The sequence below is a fragment of the Methyloversatilis discipulorum genome (genome assembly GCF_018780585.1).
In the GTDB taxonomy this organism is placed as follows: Bacteria; Pseudomonadota; Gammaproteobacteria; order Burkholderiales; family Rhodocyclaceae; genus Methyloversatilis; species Methyloversatilis discipulorum_B.
Map to the genome: position 1 here is coordinate 1 of NZ_JADMJL010000068.1, position 3,374 is coordinate 3,374.

Here is a 3,374-nt window from a genome sequence, read left to right on the forward strand (position 1 = left end):
TGTCCCGAAACAGCACGAAAACGCTTGCGCCGGAACATAGAATCTCCCACAAGGGTGTGCCTGAATCGCGATCCTGGCCGGGACAGGGTTCTGCGGGAGGGGTCTTCTGACCCCGACAGCGGCCAGTATCGAAGCCGGCGGACCGCGACAGCCCTGTCGCGGCCAAGGCCGCTTCCACAGGGACTCGCCCCGTCAGCCCTTTTCCGCCGCTTCCTGCTTCAGCGCCTCGACACTGCGTGCCATCCTGCCGACCACCTTCAGCCGCAGATCGCTGGTCGGATAGATGCGGCAGGCAAGCACGCACCGGCGGCGCTCGTCCTCCTCGCTGATTGCACTGCGGCTCATGACGCCAGCGGTGTAGGTGCCGGACAGCACTTCCACCTTGCACACGCCACAGCCGCCCTGGCGGCAGCCGACCGGGATGCCGCGGCCGCCCAGCGCCTCCATGCCGCGCAGCGCGTTCTGCGTTTCCGCACACAGATACTCGCGGCCGATGCCTTCGAGCACGATGCTGTACGAACGCCCCACGATCAGATCTTCCTGAACAGCGGGCTGCGCACCTGCTGCGCATCGGCGGCCGAGAAGAACTTCTCGGTGAAGATGTCGCGCTCGAACAGCCGGCCATGCATCAGCGCGTTGATGCAGGCGTCGATCATGACCGGCGGTCCGCACAGATAGGCCTGGTGGCCACGGAAGTCCTCGCGGAAGTGGGCCAGCGCCGCCTCGTGCGCGAAGCCGCGGAAGCCGGCCCAGTCGCTGCCCGCCGGTTCGTCGGACAGCGCCGGAACGTAGCTGAAGGTCGGATGCGCCGCCGCAAGTGCAGCGAAATCGTCGTGGTAGTACAGCTCCGCCCGGTTGCGCGCGCCATACACCAGCGTGATCGGCTGCGCGTAGCCCTTGGCCAGCAGGTCGAGAATCATCGAGCGCGGGCTTGAAAGCCCGGAGCCGCCCGCCATGAAGATGAGCGGCTTGGCGGCCGACTCGCGCACGAAGAAGCGGCCGTAGGGGCCGGACAGCTTCACCCGGTCGCCCGCCTGCAGCGACTCGTGTATCCAGGTGGTGCCGCGACCGCCGGGCACGATGCGGATGTTCAGCTCGACCTCGTCGCCGGTAGACGGCGGATTGGCGAGCGAGAACGCGCGACTCATGCCGGCTTCGGCGCCGATGTCCAGATTGATGTACTGGCCGGCCTGGAAGTCGAGCGGCCGGTCGAGCCGGATGAACAGGCCCTTGATCGTCGGCGTCAGCTGTTCGATGCGGGTCACCGTACCGTGAAAATCCTCGACCGGAATGTTGCGCGCGTCCGGTTCCTCGTCGATGTCCGCCTCGATGGTGACGTCGCTCTGCAGCCGCGCGCAGCAGGCCAGGGTCTTGCCCTCCTCCCGCTCGAAGTCCATCAGCGCGAAGTCGGACGCTTCGCCGTGGTCCACCTCGCCGTCCGTCACCTGCACCTTGCAGGTGGCGCACAGACCGTGACAGCAGGCGTGCGGCAGCCAGATACCCGCCCGCAGGCAGGCATCCAGCACCGTCTGGTCGTCCTCGACCTCAAGCGTCTGGCCGAGCGGTTCTATGGTCAGCGCGTAAGCCATCAGCTGCACGATCCCTTGATGCCGGTCAGGCCCGGCGTGCGGAAGCGGATGGCGTCCTTGTGGCCGATGCCGTTCTCCGCCAGCGTGCGGTTGAAGTGCGGCGTCCACGGCTCGCCGGACTTCATCCACTCGACCTTCGACCAGTCGATCCTGGCCCAGTCCGGGTGGTAGCCGTAGGCGCCGGGCAGCACCTTCTCGACGATGTCGCCGAAGCGCATCGTGGGCGGAAACGGAAAGGCGAGCGGCGCGGCGAACATCAGGTGTTCATCCCAGCCGATGTAGACGAGCTGATTTCCGTGGAAGTTGTCCACCACGTCGCGCGGCGTGCCGACGTAGTCCTTCACTGCAGCGACTTGCATGTCGTCGTCCCCCTCAGTCGTTGCGCTTGGCCATGCCGCGCCAGGCTTCGAAGTTACGATGGTCTTCCGAGCCTTCGAACTCGCCGTTGTCGTGACCGACGTTGAGCCGGTAGTACTCCAGCACCGCAGCCAGCGGATCGAAGCCGGGCGCGGTCGGATCGGCACCCTCGGGGAAGCAGTTGCCCTGGTAGATCTGGTGCACCGGCAGCCAGGCCTGTACGTACTTCTCCGGCTCGTGATCGAAGATGTGCTGGCAGTGGTCGGAGCAGAAGTGGTACTTGTTGCCCTTGTAGCTGCGCTCGCGGTAGCAGATCTTCGTCGGGTCGCCGGGCTCGGTGAACAGCATCGGAATCTGGCAGGTCTGGCACAGCATGGGCAGCGTCTTGTTGTAGAAACGATTGCCCTTTTCCTGCTGTTCGCGCCAGAACTCGAAACGCGGCCGGTAGTACTTGTCGAAGGTGTCCGGGTACTTCTGCGACAGCCACTGCATTTCGTCCTCGGTCGGCATCCAGGTGTGGAAGTCGGTGGCGCCGCCGTAGTTGTAGAAGGTGGCCCACACCTGGTGCGACAGGTGATCCTTCTCCTGGCGGATCTGCTCGGCGCAGGCCGGCATCTTGATGCCGTAACGCGCGAGGTCCTTGAACAGCGCGCCGCCGTTTTCCTCGAAATAGATTTCCCAGGCTTCCTTCCAGCTCATGACGCGCTTGGGCAGCATGTAGTCCATCATCATCGCGACGATGGACAGCAGGCGCACGCCGCGCCAGCACCACTTGTCTATCCAGCGCTGCACGATGGGCAGGTTGGCCGGGTCCTGTTCGAGAATGAACTTGATGCACTCCAGGCCCAGCGTCATGTGACGCGCTTCGTCCGACTGCGCCGAGAAACCGAAGGTCATGGTGCCCATGTCGCCGTTGTAGGCCGCACCCGACACGAAAGGCACGAACAGCAGATTGGTCAGCACGTACTCGAAGGAGAAGCCGACCGACACGATGAACTCGAACGGACCGGCGGTGATCGCGTCGTCGAAGAAGCTCTTCGGGACCGACAGGTACCAGACGCGGTCGAACATGTGCGGCGCGTCGTGGAAGCCGTTGTAGTACTTGTTGTAATTCGACAGCGAATGGATCTGCGTCTGCGCATGGCGCATTTCGTCGATCGCCTGCATCTGGCAGGCGACGCGCGCACCGGCGCCGGGGAAGGCGCGGCCGACGTGGGCGAAGCCGCGGTGGGCCATGTATTCCAGCGGCGTCACCGCGGTCAGGAAGATCTTGATCGCGTTCAGATAGCGCGCGTCGGTCACGCCGAGGTGGCCGTTGCTCTGGCTGTAGGCGTCGATGATGGCGTAGAGCTTGCGCTCCTTCTCAGCCTGGTATTTCCAGTAGGCGTCCATGGTCAGGCGGAAGGGGTCTTCCCACTTGTCCCAGTC

4 protein-coding genes are annotated in these 3,374 nt (G+C 64.7%); all 4 read right to left on the minus strand.

Annotated elements, in window-relative coordinates; translation table 11 throughout:
* Window positions 1-192: 192 nt before the first annotated feature.
* Window positions 193-528 carry a 2Fe-2S iron-sulfur cluster binding domain-containing protein gene (locus tag IV112_RS20940; protein WP_304007011.1) on the minus strand — a complete coding sequence of 112 codons (336 nt, stop codon included), beginning with the start codon at window positions 526-528 and terminating at the stop codon, window positions 193-195.
* A 2-nt stretch (window positions 529-530) separates the two neighbouring features.
* A complete protein-coding gene (locus tag IV112_RS20945) occupies window positions 531-1,589 on the minus strand; it encodes an NADH:ubiquinone reductase (Na(+)-transporting) subunit F (RefSeq protein ID WP_304007013.1) in 1,059 nt (352 codons plus the stop codon).
* Entirely contained in the window at window positions 1,589-1,948 is a 360-nt protein-coding gene (locus tag IV112_RS20950; RefSeq protein ID WP_304007014.1) for a phenol hydroxylase subunit P4, read from the minus strand. The genes IV112_RS20945 and IV112_RS20950 overlap by 1 nt, the downstream gene beginning before the upstream one ends.
* Window positions 1,949-1,961: 13 nt before the next feature.
* The coding region (locus tag IV112_RS20955; protein ID WP_304007016.1) for an aromatic/alkene/methane monooxygenase hydroxylase/oxygenase subunit alpha at window positions 1,962-3,374 on the minus strand (1,413 nt) is incomplete at its 5' end.

Bases quoted from the DNA above. Each gene is read 5' to 3' on its own strand.
- IV112_RS20945 (WP_304007013.1), bottom strand. From the start codon at position 1,589: ATGGCTTACGCGCTGACCATAGAACCGCTCGGCCAGACGCTTGAGGTC.
- IV112_RS20950 (WP_304007014.1), bottom strand. From the start codon at position 1,948: ATGCAAGTCGCTGCAGTGAAGGACTACGTCGGCACGCCGCGCGACGTG.